This is a genomic window from Sinorhizobium sp. (assembly GCF_059070375.1).
Map to the genome: position 1 here is coordinate 239,537 of NZ_JCACWC010000004.1, position 23,383 is coordinate 262,919.

The following is a 23,383-nucleotide window of genomic DNA, read 5'->3' on the forward strand; positions in this document are numbered from 1 at the left end:
CGAATTAAATAACGGGCAATTAGCGCCTCCTGTCAAGCGGAGCTCCCGAAATATTCGCGACGACTGTTGACATTTGCCGGCATCTCCTCTGAATTAATCCGCATCGGGGACAAAATGAAGAGGACGTTTTGCCCCCCTTTGAAGGAGTTTGGGAGGAGAAAAATGATGATGCTCGAACGCGGGTCGGCGCCTCTGCGCGCCACCAGACTTTCCGCGCTTGCTGCCGTAGCCGGCATGGCGCTTCTCTTCGATGCGAGCCACGCATCCGCCGATACGGTGGTCAGGTGGCTTCATCTGGAGACTGTTCCGGCCCATTTAAAGATGTGGGAGGACATCGCTGCAAAGTACGAATCGGAACATGCGGGCGTCGATATTCAGCTCCAGTTCCTGGAAAACGAGGCGTTCAAGGCGAAGCTGCCGACGCTTCTGCAGTCGGACGACGCGCCCCATTTCTTCTATAGCTGGGGTGGCGGCGTGCTGAAGCAGCAATCCGAGACCGGGGCGCTCATGGATCTGACGGAGGCAATGCGCGCCGACGGCGGAGCCTGGGAGAAGAGCTACAATCCCGCTGCGCTCAAGGGCTTCACCTTTGACGACAGAATTTATGCGGTTCCCTTCAAAATGGGAACGATCAGCTTCTTCTACAACAAGGAGCTCTTTCAGAAGGGTGGCGTCAAGGCCGAGGACATCAAGACCTGGGACGATTTCCTCACGGCCGTGAAGACGCTGAAGGAGGCCGGCATCACGCCGATCGCCGGCGGCGGCGGCGACAAGTGGCCGTTGCATTTCTACTGGAGCTACCTGGTCATGCGCAATGGCGGCCAGCAGGTTTTCGAGGATGCCAGGAACAATGAGGGCGAGGGCTTCCTGCATCCGTCGATCATCAAGGCCGGCGAGCAGCTCGCCGAACTCGGCAAGCTCGAGCCGTTCCAGGGCGGTTATCTCGGCGCGAGCTGGCCGCAGACGCTCGGCCTCTTCGGCGACGGCAAGGCGGCGATGATCCTGAGCTTCGAGACGACCGAAGCCACCCAGCGCGCCAATTCCGGCGACGGCAAGGGCCTCGCGCCAGAGAATATCGGCCGCTTTCCCTTCCCCGCCGTCGAGGGCGGAGCGGGTGCTGCCACCGACACACTGGGCGGTCTCAACGGCTGGGCGGTAACCAAAAATGCTCCGCCTGAAGCGCTGGATTTCCTGCGCTACCTGACCAATGCGGAAAACGAGCGGCTGATGGCGAGCATCGGCATGATCGTCCCTGCGGCGGCAGGGGCCGAGGATGGCGTCACCAACCCGCTTGTGCGGGCTTCGGCCGACCAGCTCGCGGCCTCTACCTGGCACCAGAACTATTTCGACCAGGATCTCGGCCCCTCCGTCGGCCGTGTCGTGAACGACGCTTCGGTCGAAATCGTCTCCGGACAGATGTCCTCGGAAGAGGCGGCCCGGATGATCCAGGACGCCCGCGAACTCGAATGAGAGCGTAAGCGAGGGCGGCGGGAGCTCCCGCCGCCCGGCTTTCCTTCGACCATCCGGAACGAAAGGTGCGAGGACCAGATGACCGACGCGACTGCGACGATCACCGCGGTGCCGGCCACGGCAAGCCGCAAGAAAGTACGGTACAAGAGCCCGACCGTGCGCGGGCGCCTGCCGGTACTCATCCTCTTCCTGCCGCCTGCCCTGCTGCTGTTCACGGTCTTCGTCATCCTGCCGATGGGAGAGGCGGCCTGGTACAGCCTCTATCGCTGGAACGGCTACGGAACCCCGACGCAGTTCGTGGGCCTGCGCAATTTCGAGGTGCTGTTCAACAATGCGGCCTTCTCGCGGGCGCTGATCAACAACGGCATCATCATTCTCGTTTCGGTGCTCCTGCAGATTCCGCTCGCCCTCTGGCTTGCGATGATGCTCGCGCACAGGATCGCCGGCGTCGTCGCCTTCCGGCTGATCTTCTTTCTGCCCTACGTGCTGGCGGATGTCGCGGCCGGACTCATCTGGCGTTTCGTCTATGATGGCGACTACGGGCTCGTGGCCGCGGTCGCCGGCTTCTTCGGCGTCGCCACCCCTTACGTGCTCGCCGACCGCAGCCTTGCCATCTATGCGGTGCTTGCCGTGATCATCTGGAAGTATTTCGGCTTCCACATGATGCTGTTCATCGCCGGCCTGCAGGCCGTCGACAGGAGCGTGCTCGAAGCTGCCGAGATCGATGGAGCGACCGGTTGGCAGAAATTCCGCTACGTGACGCTGCCGCTCCTCGGCTCGACCGTCAGGCTGTCGATCTTCTTCGCCGTCATCGGATCGCTGCAGCTCTTCGACCTCGTCATGCCCCTCACGGGCGGCGGGCCGTCGAACTCGACGCAGACCATGGTGACCTTCCTCTACACCTACGGTGTCACCCGCATGCAGGTGGGGCTCGGAAGCGCGGTCGGCGTGGTCCTCTTCGTCATCTGCGTCACGCTCGCTTTCGGCTACAAACGGATATTCATGCGCCATGACTGACACGACTTCTTCCGTTCGCATGACCGCAGCCAGCCTCTATCTCTACGTGTCGCTGTCGCTGGTGGCGATGCTGGTCCTGCTGCCCCTGGTCACCACGGCGCTCGGCGGCTTCAAGTCGCTCGGGGATCTGCGCGTCAATCCTTTCGGCCTGCCTTCCGAATGGCTGTGGTCGAACTATCTCGATATCCTTTTCGGCGACCGCTACTGGCGGCAGATGCTGAACTCGCTGTTCATCGCGGCCATAACGGTGGCGCTGACCGTCATCGTTTCGGCCATGGCCGCCTTCACCTTCGCCCATGTCAGGTTCTTCGGTTCGAACCATTTGCTGAACTACTTCCTGATCGGGCTCATGTTCCCGGCGGCAACGGCAATCCTGCCGCTCTTCATCCGCATCCGCGATCTCGGCCTGCTCGACACCTATTGGGGCGTGATCCTGCCCCAGGTGGCCTTCGGCCTCGGCATGAGCATCCTGCTTTTCCGCAATTATTTCCGGAACCTGCCGGAAGAACTCTTCCAGGCCGCCTTCGTCGACGGCTGCGGCTACATCCGCTTCTTCTGGTACATTTCCCTTCCGCTTTCCCGCCCCATCGTCTCGACGGTCGGCATCATCACCTTCGTGCATAGCTGGAACAGCTATATCCTGCCGCTGATCATGCTGAACACCGAGGCGAAATATCCCTGGCCGCTCGGCATCATGGTCTATCGCGGCGAGTTCGGCACCGATTGGCAGCTCGTGCTCGCCTTCATCACGCTGACGATCCTGCCGACGGTGATCGTCTTCTTTCTCGCCCAGAAGCACATCATCGCAGGCCTGACGGCCGGAGCGGTGAAATCCTGAGCCCTTTCCTGACGCGTCGTTCCAAGGAGAAAGCACATGGCATCCGTCGAACTCAGGGACATCCGCAAGAGCTATGCTGCGCTCGAGGTGGTCCACGGCGTGTCTCTCTCGATCGCGGAGGGCGAATTCATCGCGCTCGTCGGTCCGTCCGGCTGCGGCAAATCCACGTTGCTGCGCATGATCGCCGGATTGGAAGAGATCAGCGACGGCGAGGTGCTGATCGGCGGCAAGGTGGTCAATCCGCTGACGCCGCGCGAGCGCAACATCGCCATGGTCTTCCAGTCCTACGCGCTCTACCCGCACATGTCGGTGGCCGAGAACATGGGCTTCAACCTCAAGCTCTCCGGTCTCTCGCGTCCCGAGATCGACAGAAGGGTGGGCGAGGCGGCGCGCATGCTGGCGCTGACGGAGCTTCTCGATCGCAAGCCGAGCCAGCTTTCCGGCGGCCAGCGCCAGCGCGTCGCCATGGGACGCGCGATCGTCCGCGACCCGGCCGTCTTCCTGTTCGACGAACCGCTCTCCAATCTCGATGCCAAGCTCCGGGTGCAGATGCGCACCGAGATCAAGGCCTTGCACCAGAAGGTCGCCACCACCTCGATCTACGTGACCCACGACCAGATCGAGGCGATGACGCTCGCCGACCGCATCGTCGTCTTGAACGGCGGCAGGATCGAGCAGGTAGGCACGCCGCTGGAGCTCTATCGCACGCCCGCCAACCTCTTCGTCGCGGGTTTCATCGGTTCGCCGGCCATGAACGTGCTCGACGGAACGGTCGATGCGGATGACGGGGAGCCGGCGGTGCGCCTCGGCGACGGGTCGGCGATCCGCATCGCGCCCGAGCGCAAGGTGCGGCCCGGGCAGGCGGTCCGGATCGGACTGCGCCCGGAACATTTCGTCGCGGGCGGGGAGGGCAATGCCATCGCCGGCCAGACGCTGCTGGTCGAGCCGACCGGTGCCCAGACGCATGTGCTTTTCGAATTTGCCGGCGAACAGATAACCGCCGTCGTCGACGGCGACCACCCCGCCCGCCATGGTTCCCTCTTCAAGGCGGCGATGGACCGCAGCCAGGTCTATGTCTTCGACAGGCAGACGGGCGCGGCACTGTGAGCATTACGCCCGGCCGTCCGCCCGGGCGGGCCATGTCCGTGTGAAGGCACATGCGAGCGAATCCGCCGGGCGTCTCAATCCTGCAACTGCCGGACGCGAAATGGCTTGCCTTGATTTGAAAGGTGGTTTTGCTGTAATTCGGCCTATATTATCGCGTTGCGTTATGGTTCGCGGACAATGTCGGGGGTAAAGATATGCGGGTTTCACATGCGGCGGCCGGGTTGGCGGTTGTACTTGCGCTAGCCGGATGCCAGCGGACGTCCTTCGGTGGTTTCGGGTCTCAGGATGTTTCTCGCGCTCCCGCTCCCCTGCAGGCGCAGCCCGTACCTTCCGTCTCCGCGGGGCAACTGCCGCCCCCGGCGGGGGCGTCGCAGTTCCCGGCCGCACCGACGACAGGCACCGCAGCGCCCGGCGCCGCGGCCGGCACGGAAGTGGCCGCAGCCACCAATGCGCTCGACGTCACGAAGGAGTCGATGGTCGGCAACTGGCGCGTTTCGAGCGCCGGCAGTTCCTGCGACATGTTCCTGACCCTCACCAATCTCGGCAGCGGCTCGCGCGGCGGCACGCGCGGCTGCGCCGGCGAGCTGACGGCCATGGGATCCTGGGAAGTGGCGGGCAAGCAGGTCGTGCTCAAGGACCGCAGCGGCAATCCGATCGCCCGGCTCTACAAGACGGCCGATGCGCGCTTCGACGGCTCGACCAATGGCGGGCAGCCGGTCAGCCTCAGCCGCTAGGGCGGAGGAGAAGTGTGTGCGGTTTCGCCCGCATCCCGCATCTCAACTTGCAAGAATCGATCACGACCGGCGATACGGCTCTGCGGCTTTCCAAGGCCTTTGGTACGACGCCGGAATTCTGGATTAATCTCCAAAGCCATTATGAACTGGAACGCGCGCGTGATGCCGCAGGTGATCTGAGCATTTCTCCGCTTCACGCCGCATGATGGACCAAAGCCGCAAAACCACGAAACGGTAGAAGCGCATCGTGCTCAATCCCGACGACAGCATTCTTCGCAAGCTCGAGGCGCTCGTTGCCGCCGGCGAGCGGCAGCGCGACCCGGCTCAATTCGCAATCGCAAGACGGCTCGACAGCCTGACGGCAAAGCTCCTGGCGAGCCGCCCCTCGCGCAAGACCAATGCGCTCGGCTGGCTCTTTGCGGCGCGCAAAAAGGACCAGCCGCCGGTCAAGGGGCTCTATATCCACGGCGGCGTCGGGCGCGGCAAGACCATGCTGATGGACATGTTCTTCGACGCCGTGCCGATCCAGCGCAAGCGCCGCGCCCATTTCCACGAATTCATGGCCGATGTGCATGAGCGCATCTACAGGCACCGGCAGAAGCTCAAGAACGGCGAGACCAAGCAGGCCGATCCGATCCCGCCCGTCGCTTCCGATCTCTTCGGCGAAGCGCGGCTCCTGTGTTTCGACGAGTTCACCGTCACCGATATCGCCGATGCGATGATACTGGCGCGGCTCTTCGGCGAACTGTTCGCCAAGGGCTGCGTGCTTGTCGCGACCTCAAACGTCGAGCCGGACAATCTCTATCGCGACGGCCTCAATCGCGGTCTCTTCCTGCCGTTCATCGATCTTCTGAAGGCGAATGCCGAGATCATCTCGCTCGAGACGGAAACGGATTATCGTCTGGGCAAGACCGATGGCACGCCCGTCTGGCTGTCGCCGCTCGGGCCGGAAACGGAAGCCGCCATGGATCGCGCCTGGTATCGGGAAACGGGCGGAGCGCCGGTCGCCCCGGCCGAGATCGGCCGCAAGGGGCGCACGATCCGCGTGCCGGCGGCCGCCGGCCGGGCCGCGCGGTTCACCTTTGCAGACCTGTGCGCGCAGCCGCTCGGCGCCGCCGACTACCTTGCGATCGTCGCGCAGTACAGCACCATCTTCCTCGACCACGTTCCGCATCTCGGGCCGCACCTGCGCAACGAGACGAAGCGCTTCATCATCCTGGTCGACGCTCTCTATGATCAGGGCGCCCGCCTGTTCGCCTCGGCTGACGCCGAACCGCAGCATCTGCTGACCGCCAGGAAGGGCACCGAAGGCTTCGAATTCGACCGTACGGTTTCGCGTCTCATCGAGATGCAAAGCCAGGATTACGCTGCGGCTCACCCGCACGATTCAGCGGAGGAATGACGCTTAGGCGACAAGAATTCTTACGTTTACGTAAGAATTTTACGATCTAACCGATTGAATTTGCTCTGCTCAAAAGTATCGATTGATATTTTTCACTTTGCCGTTTAAGGGCTTTCGGCGAAGGTTTGGCGTTTGCCGCGTTTCAGGCCTTGATCATTTTGGGATCACAAAGGAAGCACTTTCATGGCGCGCAACAAGATCGCACTTATCGGTTCGGGGATGATTGGTGGCACGCTGGCGCATCTCGCCGGCCTGAAGGAACTGGGCGACATCGTCCTCTTCGACATTGCCGACGGCATTCCCCAGGGCAAGGGCCTCGACATCGCGCAGTCCTCTCCGGTCGAGGGCTTCGATGCATCGATGACCGGTGCGAGCGACTATTCCGCGATCGAGGGCGCCGACGTCTGCATCGTCACCGCCGGCGTGCCGCGCAAGCCCGGCATGAGCCGCGACGATCTGCTCGGCATCAACCTCAAGGTCATGGAACAGGTCGGCGCCGGCATCAAGAAATACGCTCCGAACGCCTTCGTCATCTGCATCACCAACCCGCTCGACGCCATGGTCTGGGCGCTGCAGAAGTTCTCCGGCCTGCCGAAGAACAAGGTCGTCGGCATGGCCGGCGTGCTCGACTCTTCGCGCTTCCGGCTCTTCCTTGCGGAGGAGTTCAACGTCTCGGTCAAGGACGTCACCGCTTTCGTGCTCGGCGGCCATGGCGACACCATGGTGCCCCTCGCGCGCTATTCGACCGTCGCCGGCATTCCGCTGCCCGACCTGATCCAGATGGGCTGGACCACCAAGGAAAAGCTCGACCAGATCATTCAGCGCACCCGTGACGGCGGCGCCGAGATCGTCGGCTTGCTCAAGACCGGCTCGGCCTATTATGCGCCGGCCGCCTCGGCGATCGAAATGGCCGAGGCCTATCTCAAGGACAAGAAGCGCGTGCTGCCCTGCGCCGCCCATCTCTCCGGCCAGTATGGCGTCAAGGACATGTATGTCGGCGTGCCCACCGTGATCGGCGCCGGCGGCATCGAGCGCATCATCGAGATCGACCTCAACAAGGGCGAGAAGGAAGCCTTCGACAAGTCGGTCGCGGCCGTCGCCGGCCTTTGCGAAGCCTGCATCAACATCGCACCCAGCCTGAAGTAACCGCCATCCGGCCTATCAGACAGGAAAGAACCCATGAACATCCATGAATACCAGGCCAAGGCTCTGTTGAAGAGCTATGGCGCGCCGGTCGCGGAAGGCGTCGCGATCTTCTCCGCCGACGAGGCCGAAGCGGCTGCGAAGAAGCTGCCGGGACCGCTTTACGTGGTGAAGAGCCAGATTTATGCCGGCGGCCGCGGCAAGGGCAAGTTCAAGGAACTCGGCCCCGATGCCAAGGGCGGCGTGCGCCTGGCCAAGTCGGTGGACGAGATCGTCGCCAATGCCAAGGACATGCTCGGCAACACGCTGGTGACCAAGCAGACCGGTCCGGCCGGCAAGCAGGTCAACCGCCTCTATATCGAGGACGGCGCCGATATCGACCGCGAACTCTATCTCTCGATCCTCGTCGACCGCTCCGTGGGCCGGGTGGCCTTCGTCGTTTCGACCGAGGGCGGCATGGATATCGAAGCAGTCGCCGAACATACGCCGGAGAAGATCGTCACCGTCGCGATCGATCCGGAAAAGGGTGTGACCGCAGAAAATCTGAAGACGCTCGCCGACGCGCTGAAGCTCGAAGGCGAAGCGCGCGCCGATGCCGAGAAGCTCTTCCCGATCCTCTACAAGGCATTCGTCGAAAAGGACATGAGCCTGCTCGAGGTCAATCCGCTGATCGTCATGACGAACGGCCGGATGCGCGTCCTCGACGCCAAGGTCTCCTTCGACGGCAACGCCCTCTTCCGCCATGAGGACGTGGTCGCGCTGCGCGACACGACGGAAGAGGACGACAAGGAAATCGAGGCGTCGAAATACGACCTCGCCTATGTCGCCCTGGACGGCAATATCGGCTGTATGGTCAACGGCGCCGGTCTCGCAATGGCGACGATGGACATCATCAAGCTCTACGGCGCCGAGCCCGCGAACTTCCTCGATGTCGGCGGCGGTGCCTCGAAGGAAAAGGTCACGCAGGCCTTCAAGATCATCACGGCCGATCCGGCGGTGAAGGGCATCCTCGTCAACATCTTCGGCGGCATCATGAAATGCGATGTCATCGCCGAGGGCGTGCTTGCAGCGGTCAAGGAAGTCGGCCTCAAGGTGCCGCTCGTCGTGCGCCTGGAAGGCACCAATGTCGAGCTCGGCAAGAAGATCATCAATGAATCGGGCCTCAACGTGATTTCCGCCGATGATCTGGACGACGCCGCCCAGAAGATCGTTGCAGCCGTGAAGGGAGCCTGAGGTTTCATGTCCATCCTGATCAACAAAGACACCAAGGTTCTCGTTCAGGGCCTCACCGGCAAGACCGGTACCTTCCACACCGAGCAGGCACTCGCCTATAACGGCACCAAGATGGTCGGCGGCATCCACCCGAAGAAGGGCGGCGAGACCTGGACCGGTGCCAAGGGCGAGCAGCTGCCGATCTTCGCGACGGTCGCCGAGGGCCGCGATGCGACCGGCGCCAACGCTTCCGTGATCTATGTCCCGCCGGCCGGTGCCGCCGCGGCGATCATCGAAGCGATCGATGCGGAAATCCCGCTCATCGTCTGCATCACCGAGGGCATTCCCGTCGCCGACATGGTGAAGGTCAAGGCGCGGCTCGAAAAGTCGTCTTCGCGCCTCATCGGCCCGAACTGCCCGGGCGTGCTGACGCCGGACGAGTGCAAGATCGGCATCATGCCGGGCAACATCTTCCGCAAGGGTTCGGTCGGCGTGCTTTCGCGCTCCGGCACGCTGACCTACGAGGCGGTGTTCCAGACCACCAATGAAGGCCTCGGCCAGACGACGGCAGTCGGCATCGGCGGCGACCCGGTCAAGGGCACCGAGTTCATCGACGTGCTGGAAATGTTCCTGGCAGACGACGAGACCAAGTCGATCATCATGATCGGCGAGATCGGCGGCTCGGCCGAAGAGGAAGCGGCGCAGTTCCTGAAGGACGAGGCGAAGCGCGGCCGCAAGAAGCCGATGGTCGGCTTCATCGCGGGCCGTACCGCGCCTCCCGGCCGCACGATGGGCCATGCCGGCGCCGTCATCTCCGGCGGCAAGGGTGGTGCGGAAGACAAGATTGCGGCGATGGAATCGGCCGGGATCCGCGTCTCGCCTTCGCCCGCACGCCTCGGCAAGACGCTGGTCGAAGTCCTGAAGGGCTGACGAACGATCCCGCGGCGCCCGCGCGTCCTGCCGGACGCATCAAGGTCGCCGTGGCACTTTGCAGCGGGGCGGCAGGCCATGCCGCCCCAATGGAGCCACGAAAGATACGATGATGAGCGTCAAGTCCGGTGCAGATGGCGAACAGCCGGAACCGGGCCGACGCAGCCGGAACGACGCGCCTGACCGTTGAAGGCGCCGATCCGGCAGAAGGCAAACACGACCGGGACAACCCGGCACACCAACTTAAGTCAGGAGGCGGGCTGAAGTCCGCGATAGACCATGACAAGGCAAGAGGCCAACGAGCAATTCCAGCTCACATCCTTTCTGGACGGCGCCAATGCCGCCTATATCGAGCAGCTCCATGCGCGCTATGAAGCGGACCCCTCATCCGTTTCGGCCGAGTGGCAGTCCTTCTTCAAGGCGCTTGCCGACCGGCCCGAAGATGTGGTGAGGGCGGCCAAGGGCGCCTCCTGGAAGAAGCAGAACTGGCCGATTCCCGCCAATGGCGAACTCGTCTCGGCCCTCGACGGCGACTGGGGCACGGTCGAAAAGGTCATCGAAAAAAAGGTCAAGGCGAAGGCCGAGGAAGCCGCAGCCGCTGCCGGCGTGGCGCTCAGCGAGGCCGAGGTGCATCAGTCGACGCGCGATTCCGTCCGCGCCATCATGATGATCCGCGCCTATCGCATGCGCGGCCACCTGCACGCCAAGCTCGACCCGCTCGGCCTTGCCGATCCGGTCGAGGATTACGACGAACTCTCCCCGAAGACCTACGGCTTCGAAGAGAAGGACTACGACCGCAAGATCTTCATCGACAACGTGCTCGGCCTCGAATATGCGACCGTGCGCGAGATGGTCGAGATCCTCGAGCGGACCTATTGTTCGACGATCGGCGTCGAATTCATGCATATGTCCAACCCGGAAGAGAAGGGCTGGATACAGGAACGCATCGAAGGCCCGGACAAGGGCGTCGAATTCACCCCCGAGGGCAAGAAGGCGATCCTGCAGAAGCTCATCGAGGCGGAAGGCTTCGAGCAGTTCATCGACGTCAAGTACAAGGGCACCAAGCGCTTCGGGGTCGACGGCGGCGAATCCCTGATCCCGGCGCTCGAGCAGATCATCAAGCGCGGCGGCCAGCTCGGCCTCAAGGAGATCGTGCTGGGCATGGCGCATCGCGGCCGCCTCAACGTTCTCTCGCAGGTCATGGCCAAGCCGCACCGCGCCATCTTCCACGAGTTCAAGGGCGGCTCCTACACGCCCGATGACGTGGAAGGCTCCGGCGACGTCAAATATCACCTGGGCGCTTCCTCGGACCGCGAGTTCGACGGCAACAAGGTCCACCTGTCGCTGACGGCAAACCCGTCGCATCTCGAGATCGTCAATCCGGTCGTCATGGGCAAGGCGCGCGCCAAGCAGGACCAGATGGCGACCGTATTCGAAGGCGACATCATTCCGCTGCGCGAACGCGTCAAGGTCATGCCGCTGATCCTGCACGGCGACGCGGCCTTTGCCGGCCAGGGTGTGGTCGCCGAAATTCTCGGCCTCTCCGGCCTGCGCGGGCACCGTGTCGGCGGCACGGTGCATTTCATCATCAACAACCAGATCGGCTTCACCACGAACCCGGCCTTCTCGCGTTCCTCGCCCTATCCGTCGGACGTGGCGAAGATGATCGAGGCGCCGATATTCCACGTGAACGGTGACGATCCGGAAGCGGTGGTCTATGCGGCCAAGGTCGCGACCGAATTCCGGATGAAGTTCCACAAGCCGGTCGTCATCGACATGTTCTGCTACCGCCGCTTCGGTCACAACGAGGGCGACGAGCCGGCGTTCACGCAGCCGAAGATGTACAAGGCGATCCGTGCGCACAAGACCGTCGTCCAGCTCTATTCGGACCGGCTGATCGCCCAGGGCCTGATCAGCGAAGGCGAAGTCGAGAAGATGAAGGCCGATTGGCGCGCCCATCTCGAACAGGAATTCGAGGCGGGTCAGTCCTACAAGCCGAACAAGGCCGACTGGCTCGACGGCGCCTGGTCGGGCCTGCGCACGGCCGACAACCAGGATGAGCAGCGCCGCGGGCGCACTTCGGTGCCGATGAAGCAGTTGAAGGAGGTCGGTCGCAAGCTGTCCGAAATTCCGGCCGGCTTCAGCGCGCACCGCACCATCCAGCGCTTCATGGAAAACCGCGCCAACATGATCCAGACCGGCGAGGGCATCGACTGGGCGATGGCGGAAGCGCTCGCCTTCGGTACGCTGGTGACCGAGGGCACCAAGATCCGCCTGTCCGGTCAGGATTGCGAGCGCGGCACCTTTTCCCAGCGCCATTCGGTCCTCTACGATCAGGAGACCGAAGAGCGCTACATCCCGCTCGCCAACCTGTCGCCGACCCAGGCACGCTACGAGGTCATCAACTCGATGCTCTCGGAAGAGGCCGTCCTCGGCTTCGAATACGGCTATTCGCTCGCTCGCCCGAACGCCCTGACGCTCTGGGAAGCCCAGTTCGGCGACTTCGCCAACGGCGCGCAGGTGGTCTTCGACCAGTTCATCTCGTCTGGTGAGCGCAAGTGGCTGCGCATGTCGGGCCTCGTCTGCCTGCTGCCGCACGGCTACGAGGGTCAGGGGCCGGAGCATTCCTCCGCCCGGCTGGAACGGTTCCTGCAGCTTTGCGCGGAAGACAACATGCAGGTCGCCAACGTCACGACCCCGGCGAACTATTTCCACATCCTGCGCCGTCAGGTGAAGCGCGATTTCCGCAAGCCGCTGATCCTGATGACGCCGAAGTCGCTGCTGCGTCACAAGCGGGCGGTCTCCAGCCTGTCGGAAATGGCCGGCGAGAGCTCCTTCCACCGTCTCCTCTGGGACGATGCCGAGGTCATCAAGGACGGCCCGATCAAGCTGCAGAAGGATTCGAAGATCCGTCGCGTCGTCATGTGCTCGGGCAAGGTCTATTACGACCTTCTGGAGGAGCGCGAGAAGCGCGGCATCGACGACATCTACCTGCTGCGCGTCGAGCAGCTCTATCCGTTCCCGGCCAAGGCGCTTATCAACGAGCTCAGCCGCTTCCGCAACGCGGAGATGGTCTGGTGCCAGGAAGAGCCGAAGAACATGGGCGCCTGGGCATTCATCGATCCCTATCTGGAGTGGGTCCTTGCCCATATCGATGCCAAGTACCAGCGGGTGCGCTATACCGGCCGTCCGGCCGCCGCTTCGCCGGCGACCGGCCTGATGTCCAAGCATCTGGCCCAGCTTGCCGCCTTCCTCGAGGATGCGCTGGGTGGCTGACCAAGCCCCTCACGGTCTGCCGCTCGCTGACGCGCTTTCAGCGTAGCGGTTTTCCGTCCGGGAGCGCGTAACTCAAAGAGCTAGAAACAGAAATCTGATCAACGGAACAAAACTCATGGCAACAGAAATCCGCGTTCCCACCCTTGGCGAATCCGTCAGCGAAGCGACCGTCGGCACCTGGTTCAAGAAGGTCGGCGACGCGATCAAGGCCGACGAGCCGATCCTCGAGCTCGAGACCGACAAGGTGACGATCGAAGTCCCGGCCCCGGCCGCCGGCACGCTCAGCGAAATCGTCGCGCAGGCGGGTGAAACCGTCGGCCTCGGCGCGCTGCTCGGCCAGATCTCCGAGGGCGGCGCGGGTGCTGCCGCCGCTGCGCCGGCTGCGGCCGAGAAGAAGCCTGAACCTGCGGCGGCTACCGCTGCTCCGGCTGCGGCCGCACAGCCGGCCGCCGCTGCCGCGACGCAAACGTCCACGTCGATGCCGCCGGCACCGGCGGCTGCCAAGCTCATGGCCGAGAACAGTCTTTCGGCCGATCAGATCGACGGCTCGGGCAAGCGTGGCCAGGTGCTGAAGGGTGACGTGCTCGCGGCCGTCGCCAAGGGCATTTCGGCTCCGGCTGCAGCCGAGCCGGCCAAGATCCAGGCCCGCGCGCCGGCACCGGCGGAAGATGCCTCTCGCGAAGAGCGCGTGAAGATGACCCGCCTGCGGCAGACGATCGCCCGGCGCTTGAAGGATGCGCAGAACACCGCGGCTATGCTCACCACCTATAACGAGGTGGACATGAGCGCCGTCATGAGCCTGCGCTCGAAGTACAAGGACATCTTCGAGAAGAAGCACGGCGTGAAGCTCGGCTTCATGGGCTTCTTCACCAAGGCGGTGACGCATGCGCTGAAGGAGTTGCCGGCCGTCAACGCCGAGGTCGACGGCACCGAGATCATTTACAAGAACTTCTGCCACGTCGGCGTCGCCGTCGGCACCGACAAGGGCCTCGTCGTGCCGGTCGTGCGCGATGCCGACCAGATGTCGATCGCCGAAATCGAGAAGGAAATCGGCCGTCTCGGCAAGGCAGCGCGCGACGGAACGCTGGCTATGGCCGACATGCAGGGAGGCACCTTCACCATCTCCAACGGCGGCGTCTACGGTTCGCTGATGTCCTCGCCGATCCTCAACGCTCCGCAATCGGGCATCCTCGGCATGCACAAGATCCAGGACCGCCCGGTCGCGATCGGCGGTCAGGTCGTCATCCGGCCGATGATGTATCTGGCGCTCTCCTACGATCACCGCATCGTCGACGGCAAGGAAGCGGTGACCTTCCTCGTGCGCGTCAAGGAAAGCCTCGAGGATCCGGAACGCCTGGTGCTGGATCTCTAGATCACGGTGATTTAGGCCGGGTCGGCCTGAATGGCGGGGGCCGCGTGCCCCCGTTTCCATCTCCACCGATGCCCGGACCGGGACGCACGTCTGACGGGCATCGACAGCCACGGAACCAGAGGTTAGGTTTTGGGGGCACGCTATGCGCGCATCCCGGACAGTTGGGCATCGTAAGCACCGGTCGCAACCATGATGAGCTATCTGATCGAACTCGCTTCGCTAATGGCGATCTTCACCTTCGCCATCGTTTCGCCCGGCGCCGACCTCGCCATGGTGCTGCGCCAATCGCTGGTGCACGGCCGCCGCGCGGCGATCGTCACCTCCTTCGGCATCGGCGCGTCGCTGATGTTCCACGTGACCTACACCATTCTCGGCCTTGGGCTGATCATCTCGCAGTCGATCTACCTCTTCAACATCGTCAAGTGGTGCGGCGTCGCCTACCTGATCTACATCGGCATCAAAGCCCTTCGCGCCGGCCAGACGGAAATCGCGGTCGAGGCAGCGGCCGAGACCGGCGAAGCCCGCAGGCAGCAGTCGGCGCTGAAGGCCTTCGGCCTCGGCTTTGCGGCCAACGCGCTCAATCCCAAGGCGGTCTTCTTCTTCCTGTCCATCTTCTCGACGGTCGTCAGCGCCCATACGCCGATGACGGTCAAGTTCGGCTATGGCTTCGTCATGGCGAGCGCGCTGATCCTCTGGTTCGTCGGCGTCAGCCTGTTCATGACGACGCCGCGGATGCGGGCGGCCTTCACGCGCGCGAGCAAATGGATCGACCGGGCGAGTGGCATGGTCTTCATCGCTCTCGGACTGAAGCTGGCGACGGAAAAGGCCGCGTGATGATCTGCGGCCGCAACGTTCTCTTCGCTTCGCTTATGCTTTCGGCAGCACCGGCGCTTGCGGACGAGTGCACCCAGGCGCGGGCGGTCTACGCCGATCCGGCCGGAACCTATGAGCTGCGCTTCGAGCCCGTCGGATCGGAGGCAGCAGTCACCAGCAATCACTTCAAGATCAGGATCGGGGACACCGGGCTTCTGCTCGATGGGGTCGTGATGCAGTCCGGCGAACCGCTGCGGGCGAACGGGATCGTCATGAACGACTGCCCGACCGGCGACGTCACCGGCGCGGAACTCGAGGCCTGCACCGTCTGGCAGGGCCCGATCTATGCGGTCGACAAGGCCGGCCAGATCGGGCTGCTTCAGCCGGAGGACGCGCCCGCAGCCGATCGAGTCCTGCTTCCGGATTTCGGACCGTCGCTGCGTGAATCGAGTGCCTGGGGCGAAGGCAAGGGCACCACCGACAGTTCGGACGTCTTCCAGTTCAAGGGGTGTGGATCATGAGCAGCGGACCTGTGCTTCTCGTCACCGGGGGCAGCCGCGGCATCGGCGCCGCGGTCGCGCTTGCCGCGGCCAGCGAAGGCTGGCGGGTCGCCGTCAACTATGCGTCCAATCGCGATGCGGCCGAGGACGTGGTCCGCCGCATCGCGGAGGCCGGCGGCACGGCCGTTTCCGTCGAGGGCGACGTGGGCAGGGAAGAGGGGGTGAAGGCGATCTTTGCAGCCGTCGACACCGCCTTCGGCCGTCTCGACGGCCTCGTCAACAATGCCGGGATCATCGGTCCGCCGCAGCGCGTTGACGAGGTTTCGCCCGAGCGGATCGAGCGGCTGTTCCGCACCAACGTGACGGGCTCCATCCGTTGCGCCGCCGAGGCGGTGCTCCGGATGTCGACGCGCCACGGCGGGCGGGGCGGCTCGATCGTCAATCTCTCCTCCATCGCCGCCGTGCTTGGCGCGCCGGGGCAATATGTCGACTATGCCGCCACGAAGGGCGCGATCGACAGCTTCACGGTCGGCCTGGCGCGTGAAGTTGCCACCGAGGGCATACGCGTGAACGCGGTCCGTCCCGGCATCATCGATACGGAAATTCATGCCTCCGGCGGGCTGCCCGACCGCGCCCGCGACCTCGCACCCACGATCCCGATGCAGCGGCCCGGAACGGCCGGCGAGGTTGCCGATGCAATTCTCTATCTCCTGTCCGACAAGGCGACTTACGTGACGGGAACCATTCTCACCGTCAGTGGCGGGCGGTAGCCCTCCCAAGACCGTCCTCCCAAGAAGGATTATCAAATGGCCTATGATCTCATCGTTATCGGAAGCGGCCCCGGCGGCTATGTCTGCGCCATCAAGGCGGCGCAGCTCGGCATGAAGGTTGCCGTGGTCGAGAAGCGCAGCACCTATGGCGGCACATGCCTGAATGTCGGCTGCATCCCCTCCAAGGCGCTGCTGCATGCTTCCGAAATGTTCCATCAGGCGCAGCACGGCCTGGAGGCGCTGGGAGTCGAGGTCGCAAGCCCGAAGCTCAACCTTCAGAAGATGATGGCCCACAAGGACGCGACCGTTAAGTCCAATGTCGACGGCGTCTCCTTCCTCTTCAAGAAGAACAAGATCGACGGATTCCAGGGTACCGGCAAGGTTCTCGGCCAGGGCAAGGTCTCGGTCACGAACGAAAGCGGAGAGGAGCAGGTGCTCGAGGCGAAGAACGTCGTCATCGCCACCGGCTCGGACGTCGCCGGCATTCCGGGCGTGGAGGTCGCGTTCGACGAAAAGGTGATCGTCTCCTCGACCGGGGCACTCGCGCTCGAAAAGGTCCCGGCGAGCATGATCGTCGTCGGCGGAGGCGTCATCGGCCTCGAGCTCGGCTCCGTCTGGGCGCGCCTCGGCGCAAAGGTGACCGTGGTCGAATTCCTCGACACGATTCTCGGCGGCATGGACGGCGAGATCGCCAAGCAGCTTCAGCGGATGCTGACCAAGCAGGGCATCGACTTCAAACTCGGCGCTAAGGTCACGGGCGTCGTGAAATCGGGCGACGGTGCCAAGGTCACCTTCGAACCGGTGAAGGGCGGCGATGCGACCACGCTCGATGCGGAAGTCGTGCTCATCGCTACCGGACGCAAGCCCTCGACGGACGGCTTGGGTCTCGCCAAGGCGGGCGTCGTGCTCGATTCGCGCGGTCGCGTCGAGATCGACCAGCATTTTCAGACGAGCATCACCGGTGTCTATGCGATCGGCGACGTCGTGCGTGGGCCGATGCTGGCGCACAAGGCCGAGGACGAAGGCGTTGCCGTCGCCGAGATCATCGCAGGCCAGGCCGGGCATGTGAATTACGACGTCATTCCAGGCGTCGTCTATACCCAGCCGGAGGTCGCCTCCGTCGGCAAGACCGAGGAAGAGCTGAAGGCCGCGGGCGTCGCCTACAAGGTCGGCAAGTTCCCCTTCACGGCCAATGGCCGCGCCCGCGCCATGCTGCAGACGGACGGCTTCGTGAAGATCCTCGCGGACAAGGAGACCGACCGCGTGCTCGGCGGCCACATCATCGGCTTCGGCGCCGGCGAAATGATCCACGAGATCGCGGTGCTGATGGAGTTCGGCGGATCGTCGGAGGACCTCGGCCGCACCTGCCACGCCCATCCGACGATGTCGGAGGCGGTAAAGGAAGCGGCGCTCGCCACCTTCGCCAAGCCGATCCACATGTGATTATCGGGAGGGCCCTGCCCTCCCACCGCATTGACCGGCCGGTCATTCCACCTGCGTCACAGTGAACCCCTGCTGACGCAGGAGTTCGACGAGGCCTTCCTTCCCGGGAAGGTGCAGCGCGCCCACGGCCATGAACACGCCGCCGCCCTTCAGGAGGGGCGCGGCGCGGTCTGCCATGATCCTGTTGCGATCGATGATGATCCGCTGCTCGAATTCGGCATAGCCGGCGTCGTCGGATGAAATCCCGGCGGAGGCGAGTTTCATCATGGGCATGATCGTGCCCGTCTCGCCGGAGAGGTAGAGATCGGTGGTCGTCGTCATCACGTCGTCGATCGTCTTGCCGAGAGCAAGCGTTTCGATCAGTGCCTTGAGATGCATTTCGACCGGCAGCGAATCCATTGCCGAAAGCTGCTCGACCAGCGTTTCAAGACCCTTGAGCGTCTTGCCCTCCCTCAGAGCGTCCTCGGCGAGCTTCTTGTCGAGGAAGGAGGCACCGGCCGCCTTGCGCGAGAACTCGCAGGCCGGCAGGGCGACGAAGCTGGCAATCATCCAGGGCTTCATCTTGGTGACGAGCGGCAGCGGGATGCCGCGCGCCTTGAGACCGCTTTCGAGTAGCGCGCGGTCCTCCGGCTTCAGGAAATCGTTGATCGTTTTGTCGCCGGTGAACATGGTCAGTTCCGGCTGCATCATGATCGCGGCGGTTGCCCTGTTCTGGTCGACGATCTCGTCGGACTCGACGATCACCGTCTCAGCCCTTGCGAAGGCCTCCGTCGCGCCGCCGGGCATCGCCAGCACGCGCGGATCGGTGACATGCATGGTGCCGAGCAGGAAGGAGGGTGCCTGACCGTGCCCTTCGATCTTCCAAAGCAGGCCCTTTCCGTTGGGCACCGCCGCTGCTTCCGCGCGCAGCGCCGCCAGGCGGGCCGGATCCGAATGTTCGAGGCCGGTCAAGATGTTGCTGCCGGCGCAGTCCGTCTCTTCCGCCCGTGCCTCCGACACATGGAGCAGGGCGGCAACGAGGCTCGCTGCCGTCAGTAGATTGAGCAGTGCCGTCAGCCACAACAGGCCGTCGGCCGCCTTGGCCGCGAGATCGCGGACGGGTCTGGTGAAAGTGTTCATGGATGCCCCCGGCATTGACGGAACCCTACTCCCCCACGGTCACGGGTTCCTTAACACGCTTGGTTAACGGCCAAGGACGTCAGATTTTAGGCGCGCGGGTGGGCGCGGTCGTAGATTTCCAGAAGCCGTGCCGAATCGACGCCGGTATAGACCTGCGTGGTCGACAGGCTGGCATGGCCGAGCAGTTCCTGGATGGTGCGGAGATCCCCTCCGCCCGCCAGAAGATGCGTCGCGAAAGAGTGGCGCAGCGCGTGCGGTGTCGCCGAATCCGGCAGGCCGAGTGCGGCGCGCAGCTTCTGCATCTCGCGCTGGATGATCGCCGGCTGGAGCTTCGCGCCGCGGGCGCCGCGGAAAATCGGCTCTCCGGGCTCGATATGGTAGGGGCAGAGCTTTCGATAGGTCTCGACCGCTTCGGCGGCGGCGGCGATCATCGGCACGATCCGTGTCTTGCCGCCCTTTCCGGTGACCCTGAGCGACGTCACCGGTCCTGAGAAATCGGTGGGGGTCAGGTCCAGCGCCTCCGCTATCCGCAGGCCGCAGCCATAGAGCAGGGTCAGCACTGCGGCATTGCGCGCCGCGATCCAGGGTTCCTCGGCCAGTTGCGCGTCCGCGGTGACGACCTTCAGGGCCTCCCGGTCGGTCAATGCCTTGGGGAGAGACTTCGGCTGCTTCGGGGACCGCACCGCCCCTGCACCCGCCGCATTGGCGAGCCCGTTTCTCTCGAGATAGCGCAGGAAGGAACGCAGACCTGCCAGGCCGCGGCCGAGCGTGCGTGCGCCGGCGCCTCCCTTGCGGCGCTGCGCCAGGAAGCCGCGCAGATCCGCGGGGCGAAGGGCGCGAATATCCGAGAGCCGCGGCGGACCGGCGAGGTGCCCGGTCAGGAATGTCAGGAACTGCCGCGTGTCGCGTTCATAGGCGTCTACCGTTTTTTCGGACAACCGGCGTTCCTCGGCGAGGCTCGCAAGCCAGCGCCTTCGTTCCGCCATCACTTCGGGATGGCCTATGGCAAGAAGTTCGTTCATCATCGGGCCCGGCGGGTTCATCAGCGCGGTGCGCTCACTGATCCAGGCTCGGAGCATCGCATCGGGCGTGTTATGTTTTTGCTAACGTGCTGAAGTTTGCTGCTGCGGCCCCTTGGAATTTGTCATTGTTCGATCATATTGAACTGCAATGTTCGGCCAGCAACAGCGGATGGGACAATGTCGAGACGTGATTCGGCGAGCGCTCTGGCGCATTTTGCAGAGGCGGTTGCGCTGGTCTCGCAAGGGCGTCCGGGTCATATCGTCGATACGCTGATCGCGGAACGCGGCCAGAAGATCGTCTGCCATCCCCTGTGGCCCGTCATGCGGCCCTTTCTCTACACGCTGCTCAACTACCGCAAGGCGATCGAGTTCGCCAATGCCGTCGCCAATATGCCGGGCTTCCAGGCCTTCGAGCATCTGAGTTCGCTTCTCGCTCTCGAGATCCGCGCCGATAAGCCGGAGCGCATTCCCGAGAAGGGCGGGTTCCTGCTCGTCAGCAACCATCCGACGGGGATCGCCGACGGCATCGCCGTCTTCGATCTCCTGAAGAGCCGGCGGCCGGACATGATGTTCTTTGCGAACCGCGACGCGATCCGCGTCAATCCGCGCTTCGTGGAAATGGTCATTCCGGTGGAATGGCGCGAGGAATACAAGTCGAAGCTCAAGGCGCGCGAAACGCTGCAGGTGACGAACAGGGCCATCGAGGCGGGCAAGGCGACCGTGCTCTTCCCCTCCGGCCGCATCGCCTATTGGGCCGAGGGACGGCTCAACGAGCGCCCCTGGAAGAGCTCGGCGGTCGGCTTCGCACGCAAATACGGCCTGCCGATCCTGCCGGTGCATATGAGCGCGCGCAATTCCGGCCTCTTCTACTGGTTTGCCAAATGGTCGACGGAACTGCGCGACATGACGGTGTTCCACGAACTCCTGAACAAGAAGGGCGACCGCTTCGACTTCCGGATCGGCAATCTCATTCCGGCGGATGCGCTCGACGGCGATCCGGTGGAGGTGACGCGTGCGCTGGAGCGTCATACGGTACACGCACTGGCTGCCGACAGCGATGCGGCGTTCGAGCTGTCTGCCAGGGCGGTTGTGCCGGGCTAAGCCGTCACCATGATGCTTCGCTCGATGTTCGCCGAGAACTACCGGTCGCTGCGCTCGATCCGAATGGATTTGGCCGGCGTCAATCTTTTCATCGGAGAGAACGGCGTCGGGAAGTCCAACCTCTATCGTGCCCTGCAGCTGGTTCAGGCTGCCGTGAGAGGCCATCTCGCCCGCGAGATTGCGGAAGAAGGCGGCATGGCGTCCGCCATCTGGAGCGGCCCGCAGCGCGTCGGCAAGCCGGCGCGTATTCGGCTGGACGCCGAACTGATCGACGAGGAGCGAGCGATCACCTTCCGCTACCGGATCGAGGCGGGTTTCCGCCCGCCAAAGGCGGCGGCGGGTTTCGCCTATGAGCCGCAGGTCAAGGAGGAGGAGCTCACGATCGAGACGGGCCGGCGCCCGGTTCCGGTGATGAAGCGCACCGGCCCCGGTATCTTCGTGCGCGGCGAGGGCGGCCGGATGGTGGACTATCCGGAGCAGGCGATGACCTCGGAGACGGCTATCGCGCTGCTCGGCGACGCCGGCCACTACCCTGAAATCGGCAGCTTCCGCCGGGCGGTCGACCAATGGCGGTTCTTTCACGGCTTTCGCACCGACCGCGAATCGCCGCTGCGGATGCCCTGCCTCGCCATCACCGCGCCATTGCTGGACGAAACCGGCGCCAACATGGCCGCCGTCTTCGCGACGCTCCGGCACACGAGGCAGGATACGGTCGATCTCGATCGCGCGGTCGCCGACGCCTTTGCAGGCGCCCGCCTGCAGGTGCCCGAACCCGGCCAGTTCGCCGAATTCTCGCTCGTCTTTCCGGACTTTCCGCACCGGGCATTTTCGCCGCGCGAGCTTTCGGACGGGCAGATGCGTTTTCTGGCACTTGCGGCGGCGCTGTTATCCTATCGCCGTCCCCGGTTCATCGCGCTCAACGAGCCCGAGACGAGCCTTCATCCCGATATGCTGCCGGCACTGGCTGCCATGGTCGCCAGTGCCGCTGGGGAGAGCCAGATCTGGATCGTCACGCATTCCGAACGCCTGGCCGAGCTGGTCCGGCAGCAATGCGGCGTTCGCCCGCGGCGTGTGATTCGCAAGGACGGAGCCACCTGGATCGATGGCATGCGGCTTACCGGCGCGGTCGAAGAGGAGGACGAATAAGGGCTCTCTTATCTGGCCTGCCGGCCACCCTGCAGGCAAGGCAACATGACGGCCGCGTACTCGTCCCCTCGCCCGCCTGCAGAGCGACCTTTAGAAGACGGGCGAACTCGGAAAAAAGGCCCCGCATCACTGCGAGGCCCCTGGTCAGTTCCGTTCGACGCCGGAGGATCAGGCGATCTTCTGGCCGGTCTTGGCCCAGTCGGCGAGGAACATTTCGAGGCCCTTGTCGGTCAGCGGGTGCTTGACCAGGGCTTTCAGCGTTGCCGGCGGGGCGGTGACGACGTCGGCGCCGATGAGGGCGGCCTCCTTGACGTGGTTGACCGTGCGCACCGAGGCGGCGAGGATCTCCGTCTCGTAGCCGTAATTGTCGAAGATCTGGCGGATTTCGCGGATCAGGTCCATGCCGTCTACGGCGATATCGTCGAGGCGGCCGATGAACGGCGAGACGAAGGTCGCGCCGGCCTTGGCGGCGAGCAGCGCCTGGTTTGCCGAGAAGCACAGCGTCACATTGGTCTGGTGACCGTCCGAGGTCAGCGCCTTGCAGGCCTTGAGGCCGTCGAGCGTCAGCGGCAGCTTGATGCAGATGTTGTCGGCGATCTTCGAAAGGGCGGCCGCTTCCTTCATCATCGCGCTGTATTCGGTCGCGGTCACTTCGGCCGAAACCGGTCCTTCGACGATCGAGCAGATTTCCTTGGTAACCTCGACGATGTCGCGGCCCGCCTTCAGGATCAATGACGGATTGGTGGTGACGCCGTCGAGCAGGCCGAGATCGTTCAGTTCCCGGATGTCCTTCACATCGGCGGTATCAACGAAAAATTTCATCGGAGTCTTCCTTTGGCACTCAGCCGTTTCGGGCGCATCTCCACAGCAGGAAATTCCATGGCGGATATCGCGCGCGTTGAAACTCGGTTGGAACCGTGACAAACCCTGCTTTCCGCAAGGCAGCGGTTCGCTGCGAGTTTTCTTTA

Annotated in this window: 20 protein-coding genes and 1 pseudogene; 18 read left to right on the forward strand and 3 right to left on the reverse strand. The window is 63.9% G+C overall.

The features are described from left to right. The first annotated feature begins 165 nt into the window (after positions 1-165). The 16 genes and pseudogenes from AC5J09_RS27465 (at position 166) to lpdA (ending at position 18,027) form a co-directional block, all read left to right on the forward strand. Positions 166-1,470, forward strand: coding sequence for an ABC transporter substrate-binding protein (locus AC5J09_RS27465; RefSeq protein WP_100672813.1), 1,305 nt, complete (start codon positions 166-168; stop codon positions 1,468-1,470). Between the two features lie 78 nt (positions 1,471-1,548). Continuing rightward, on the forward strand, positions 1,549-2,487 hold the full coding sequence (locus AC5J09_RS27470; protein WP_100672789.1) for a carbohydrate ABC transporter permease: 939 nt from the start codon (positions 1,549-1,551) through the stop codon (positions 2,485-2,487). After that, positions 2,480-3,325 (forward strand): carbohydrate ABC transporter permease, encoded by an 846-nt coding sequence (locus AC5J09_RS27475; protein WP_494299030.1) that lies wholly within the window; start codon positions 2,480-2,482, stop codon positions 3,323-3,325. The genes AC5J09_RS27470 and AC5J09_RS27475 overlap by 8 nt, the downstream gene beginning before the upstream one ends. A 36-nt stretch (positions 3,326-3,361) precedes the next feature. Beyond that, entirely contained in the window at positions 3,362-4,432 is a 1,071-nt protein-coding gene (locus AC5J09_RS27480; RefSeq protein ID WP_324762457.1) for an ABC transporter ATP-binding protein, read from the forward strand. Positions 4,433-4,626: 194 nt separating this feature from the next. Then, on the forward strand, positions 4,627-5,166 hold the full coding sequence (locus AC5J09_RS27485; RefSeq protein ID WP_018097293.1) for a protease inhibitor Inh/omp19 family protein: 540 nt from the start codon (positions 4,627-4,629) through the stop codon (positions 5,164-5,166). Between the two features lie 62 nt (positions 5,167-5,228). After that, a pseudogene (locus AC5J09_RS27490) lies at positions 5,229-5,372 on the forward strand (helix-turn-helix transcriptional regulator); the annotation flags it as partial. 41 nt (positions 5,373-5,413) lie between these two features. Beyond that, on the forward strand, positions 5,414-6,568 hold the full coding sequence (gene zapE / locus AC5J09_RS27495) for a cell division protein ZapE (RefSeq protein WP_494299031.1): 1,155 nt from the start codon (positions 5,414-5,416) through the stop codon (positions 6,566-6,568). A 183-nt stretch (positions 6,569-6,751) separates the two neighbouring features. Then, positions 6,752-7,714, forward strand: coding sequence for a malate dehydrogenase (mdh, locus tag AC5J09_RS27500; RefSeq protein ID WP_018097290.1), 963 nt, complete (start codon positions 6,752-6,754; stop codon positions 7,712-7,714). A gap of 33 nt (positions 7,715-7,747) precedes the next feature. Beyond that, the gene (gene sucC, locus AC5J09_RS27505; protein WP_494299032.1) at positions 7,748-8,944 is read left to right on the forward strand and encodes an ADP-forming succinate--CoA ligase subunit beta; all 1,197 of its coding nucleotides are present in this window, start codon (positions 7,748-7,750) and stop codon (positions 8,942-8,944) included. Positions 8,945-8,950: 6 nt separating this feature from the next. Beyond that, the gene (gene sucD / locus AC5J09_RS27510) at positions 8,951-9,853 is read left to right on the forward strand and encodes a succinate--CoA ligase subunit alpha (protein WP_003530262.1); all 903 of its coding nucleotides are present in this window, start codon (positions 8,951-8,953) and stop codon (positions 9,851-9,853) included. 279 nt (positions 9,854-10,132) lie between these two features. Next, complete coding sequence (locus tag AC5J09_RS27515; RefSeq protein WP_018097288.1) at positions 10,133-13,129, forward strand: 2-oxoglutarate dehydrogenase E1 component; 2,997 nt, start codon at positions 10,133-10,135, stop codon at positions 13,127-13,129. Positions 13,130-13,244: 115 nt separating this feature from the next. Beyond that, the gene (gene odhB, locus AC5J09_RS27520) at positions 13,245-14,501 is read left to right on the forward strand and encodes a 2-oxoglutarate dehydrogenase complex dihydrolipoyllysine-residue succinyltransferase (RefSeq protein WP_018097287.1); all 1,257 of its coding nucleotides are present in this window, start codon (positions 13,245-13,247) and stop codon (positions 14,499-14,501) included. A 189-nt stretch (positions 14,502-14,690) separates the two neighbouring features. Next, the gene (locus tag AC5J09_RS27525; protein WP_018097286.1) at positions 14,691-15,335 is read left to right on the forward strand and encodes a LysE family transporter; all 645 of its coding nucleotides are present in this window, start codon (positions 14,691-14,693) and stop codon (positions 15,333-15,335) included. After that, positions 15,335-15,835, forward strand: coding sequence for a hypothetical protein (locus AC5J09_RS27530; RefSeq protein ID WP_440853712.1), 501 nt, complete (start codon positions 15,335-15,337; stop codon positions 15,833-15,835). The genes AC5J09_RS27525 and AC5J09_RS27530 overlap by 1 nt, the downstream gene beginning before the upstream one ends. Beyond that, positions 15,832-16,584: an SDR family oxidoreductase gene (locus tag AC5J09_RS27535; RefSeq protein ID WP_100672793.1), complete on the forward strand. Its 753-nt coding sequence runs from the start codon at positions 15,832-15,834 to the stop codon at positions 16,582-16,584. Before AC5J09_RS27530 ends, AC5J09_RS27535 begins: the two co-directional genes overlap by 4 nt. A 36-nt stretch (positions 16,585-16,620) precedes the next feature. Next, on the forward strand, positions 16,621-18,027 hold the full coding sequence (gene lpdA, locus AC5J09_RS27540; protein WP_494299033.1) for a dihydrolipoyl dehydrogenase: 1,407 nt from the start codon (positions 16,621-16,623) through the stop codon (positions 18,025-18,027). 42 nt (positions 18,028-18,069) lie between these two features. Here lpdA and AC5J09_RS27545 read toward each other — a convergent pair whose 3' ends face one another. Together AC5J09_RS27545 and AC5J09_RS27550 are read right to left on the reverse strand one after the other, a co-directional pair. Beyond that, positions 18,070-19,146 (reverse strand): TraB/GumN family protein, encoded by a 1,077-nt coding sequence (locus AC5J09_RS27545; RefSeq protein WP_018097282.1) that lies wholly within the window; start codon positions 19,144-19,146, stop codon positions 18,070-18,072. 86 nt (positions 19,147-19,232) lie between these two features. Further along, a complete protein-coding gene (locus AC5J09_RS27550) occupies positions 19,233-20,168 on the reverse strand; it encodes a tyrosine recombinase XerC (protein ID WP_440853689.1) in 936 nt (311 codons plus the stop codon). A gap of 177 nt (positions 20,169-20,345) precedes the next feature. Here AC5J09_RS27550 and AC5J09_RS27555 point away from each other — a divergent pair, with 177 nt between their 5' ends. Both AC5J09_RS27555 and AC5J09_RS27560 read left to right on the forward strand, forming a co-directional pair. Continuing rightward, a complete protein-coding gene (locus AC5J09_RS27555) occupies positions 20,346-21,269 on the forward strand; it encodes a GNAT family N-acetyltransferase (protein ID WP_494299034.1) in 924 nt (307 codons plus the stop codon). Positions 21,270-21,278: 9 nt separating this feature from the next. Next, positions 21,279-22,415 (forward strand): AAA family ATPase, encoded by a 1,137-nt coding sequence (locus tag AC5J09_RS27560; RefSeq protein ID WP_100672796.1) that lies wholly within the window; start codon positions 21,279-21,281, stop codon positions 22,413-22,415. Between the two features lie 168 nt (positions 22,416-22,583). Here the strand turns inward: AC5J09_RS27560 and fsa are convergent, their stop codons facing one another. Next, positions 22,584-23,237 carry a fructose-6-phosphate aldolase gene (gene fsa / locus AC5J09_RS27565; protein WP_003530290.1) on the reverse strand — a complete coding sequence of 218 codons (654 nt, stop codon included), beginning with the start codon at positions 23,235-23,237 and terminating at the stop codon, positions 22,584-22,586. Positions 23,238-23,383 lie beyond the last annotated feature (146 nt).

Excerpts from the sequence above, each read along its gene's own strand:
- AC5J09_RS27465 (WP_100672813.1), top strand. The coding sequence starts at position 166 with ATGATGCTCGAACGCGGGTCGGCGCCTCTGCGCGCCACCAGACTTTCC.
- AC5J09_RS27470 (WP_100672789.1), top strand. The coding sequence starts at position 1,549 with ATGACCGACGCGACTGCGACGATCACCGCGGTGCCGGCCACGGCAAGC.
- AC5J09_RS27475 (WP_494299030.1), top strand. The coding sequence starts at position 2,480 with ATGACTGACACGACTTCTTCCGTTCGCATGACCGCAGCCAGCCTCTAT.
- AC5J09_RS27480 (WP_324762457.1), top strand. The coding sequence starts at position 3,362 with ATGGCATCCGTCGAACTCAGGGACATCCGCAAGAGCTATGCTGCGCTC.
- AC5J09_RS27485 (WP_018097293.1), top strand. The coding sequence starts at position 4,627 with ATGCGGGTTTCACATGCGGCGGCCGGGTTGGCGGTTGTACTTGCGCTA.
- mdh (WP_018097290.1), top strand. The coding sequence starts at position 6,752 with ATGGCGCGCAACAAGATCGCACTTATCGGTTCGGGGATGATTGGTGGC.
- sucC (WP_494299032.1), top strand. The coding sequence starts at position 7,748 with ATGAACATCCATGAATACCAGGCCAAGGCTCTGTTGAAGAGCTATGGC.
- sucD (WP_003530262.1), top strand. The coding sequence starts at position 8,951 with ATGTCCATCCTGATCAACAAAGACACCAAGGTTCTCGTTCAGGGCCTC.
- AC5J09_RS27515 (WP_018097288.1), top strand. The coding sequence starts at position 10,133 with ATGACAAGGCAAGAGGCCAACGAGCAATTCCAGCTCACATCCTTTCTG.
- odhB (WP_018097287.1), top strand. The coding sequence starts at position 13,245 with ATGGCAACAGAAATCCGCGTTCCCACCCTTGGCGAATCCGTCAGCGAA.
- AC5J09_RS27525 (WP_018097286.1), top strand. The coding sequence starts at position 14,691 with ATGATGAGCTATCTGATCGAACTCGCTTCGCTAATGGCGATCTTCACC.
- AC5J09_RS27530 (WP_440853712.1), top strand. The coding sequence starts at position 15,335 with ATGATCTGCGGCCGCAACGTTCTCTTCGCTTCGCTTATGCTTTCGGCA.
- AC5J09_RS27535 (WP_100672793.1), top strand. The coding sequence starts at position 15,832 with ATGAGCAGCGGACCTGTGCTTCTCGTCACCGGGGGCAGCCGCGGCATC.
- lpdA (WP_494299033.1), top strand. The coding sequence starts at position 16,621 with ATGGCCTATGATCTCATCGTTATCGGAAGCGGCCCCGGCGGCTATGTC.
- AC5J09_RS27545 (WP_018097282.1), bottom strand. The coding sequence starts at position 19,146 with ATGAACACTTTCACCAGACCCGTCCGCGATCTCGCGGCCAAGGCGGCC.
- AC5J09_RS27550 (WP_440853689.1), bottom strand. The coding sequence starts at position 20,168 with ATGAACGAACTTCTTGCCATAGGCCATCCCGAAGTGATGGCGGAACGA.
- AC5J09_RS27555 (WP_494299034.1), top strand. The coding sequence starts at position 20,346 with ATGTCGAGACGTGATTCGGCGAGCGCTCTGGCGCATTTTGCAGAGGCG.
- AC5J09_RS27560 (WP_100672796.1), top strand. The coding sequence starts at position 21,279 with ATGATGCTTCGCTCGATGTTCGCCGAGAACTACCGGTCGCTGCGCTCG.
- fsa (WP_003530290.1), bottom strand. The coding sequence starts at position 23,237 with ATGAAATTTTTCGTTGATACCGCCGATGTGAAGGACATCCGGGAACTG.